Source organism: Stenotrophomonas sp. S41, assembly GCF_016624625.1.
In the GTDB taxonomy this organism is placed as follows: domain Bacteria; phylum Pseudomonadota; class Gammaproteobacteria; order Xanthomonadales; family Xanthomonadaceae; genus Stenotrophomonas.
In genome coordinates this window covers 1-1699 of record NZ_JACVTV010000201.1, presented here as the reverse complement: position 1 = coordinate 1699, position 1699 = coordinate 1, and the positions used below count along the sequence as shown (strand labels likewise).

Genomic DNA, 1699 nt, shown 5'->3' with positions numbered 1-1699 from the left:
TGGCGTCGAACCCGCCGTCGCCGGAAGACTGACCGCGAACCCGGTAGGGCCCGGGGGGGGGGGGGGGCGCCCCCCCCCGGGCGGACAAGGAAACAAGGATCGTTGCATGCCCGCCCCGGGTGACATCCATATCGTCCACAACGAACGCCTGCAGGCGTTCGTCGCCTACCAGCTGACCCACCAGGATGCGCGCGACGGCAGCCTCGCCGTGCTCACCCTGGACTGGACCGGCCCCGCCCTGCCCGACCCGACGACCGTCGCCGCCATGCAGCCGGCGCGCTTCAACGACCTGCAGCAGGACGATGCGCTGCACCACCTGTGGGTGGGAAAGCGGCCGCCGCGCGACTTCCAGCATGTAGGCAGGCGCGAGCCGCTGATCGCTGCCGTACCGAAGAAGTCCGGCAGCTGGCCCGACGGCTCGGAAGTCGCACGCCAACGCCGCTGGGATGCATTGGATGCGCCCGCCGTACAGGCCTTCAAGCACGCCACCGCCGCGCCCGAGGATCGAAGCGTGCTGCTGGAAAACGGCGAATATCCGGTACGCCGCTGCGCTACCCGCCTGGATGGCGCGGCCATGAACCTCGCCCCTTCGCTGGCGCTGTTCGATGCCCTGCCCCTGCTCACCCGGCTGGATATCAGCGAACCCGTGCCCGGCCTGCTGCCGTGGCTGCGCAAGCGGCCGCTGATCCACACACTGGACATCAGCCCGCTGCAGGACACCACGCTGGACCTGCGCGGCACCAACCTGGTCCAGGCCAGCATCGATGCCAGCGGCCTGCGCCACCTGCATCTCAACGACGGCCTGTCACGCCTCACCCTGCACGGTACGCTCGAGCCCGACCTCCGCATCACCGCCGAAGATGAGGGCCGCTGGCTGACGCTCATCAGCACCGATGCCACGCTGGCCTGGACTGGACTGCCGTCGCTGGGCGAGCTGCAGCTGCGCGACGTGCGGGAACTGGATGGCGGACGCATCGCCGAACGCTTCCCGCAGCTGCGGGCACTGCGCATCATCGGCGCCCCCGCCGTGCTGCACGGCCTGCCGCGGCTGGGTGAACTGGGGCAGCTGCATACGCTCAGTGCCAGCGGTGTATTCCCGGCCGGCGATGCGGTGTTTCCCGCGCCCGGCCACTGGCCGCGACTGTGCCGGCTATGGTTGAGCAGCGTGCCCGCCGCGCTGGGCGCCGCGATCAGGAAGGCTTACGCGCGCGAGGTTGCCAGCGGCCTGGATCTTGAGGTCAGCCAGCTGCGCAAACCGGATTGGCTGGCTGCCAACCTCGACAATCCCTTCCGCGACTGGGACGGCAGTGCGCAGGTCAGCACCGCGCAGGCGAACAAGGCGGCCACGCTGTACCGCAAGGCCTGTACCGATGCACTGAAGCTTGCCGCGGCAACCTGTGACGCGGCGGCATTGACCGTGGCGCTGGCGCAGGTCGGGCGCGCCTACACCGAAGGCTTCAACGCGCTGGATCGCCGCAGCGGTTTCATCGAAACCGAGGAACGCGAGCAGATCTACACGGCGTGGCTGGCCATCGTCGATGCGGTGGAAGCGCGCGGCGGAACGGCGCTCGACCGCGAGGTGCTGCGCGCGGCGATGAACGAGGTCAGGACGTTCTGAGGGCCTTCGCCCGGGGGGGGGCCCCCCCCCCCCCCCGCCCCCCCCCCGCGGCGGCGGGGGGGGCGAGGGCGGCGGCGGGGA

General features: G+C 70.9%; 1 protein-coding gene. It reads left to right on the top strand.

Features of this window, described 5'->3' with window-relative positions:
• Positions 1 to 106 precede the first annotated feature (106 nt).
• Positions 107 to 1618: a hypothetical protein gene (locus IAE56_RS20855; RefSeq protein ID WP_200753831.1), complete on the top strand. Its 1512-nt coding sequence runs from the start codon at positions 107 to 109 to the stop codon at positions 1616 to 1618.
• Positions 1619 to 1699 lie beyond the last annotated feature (81 nt).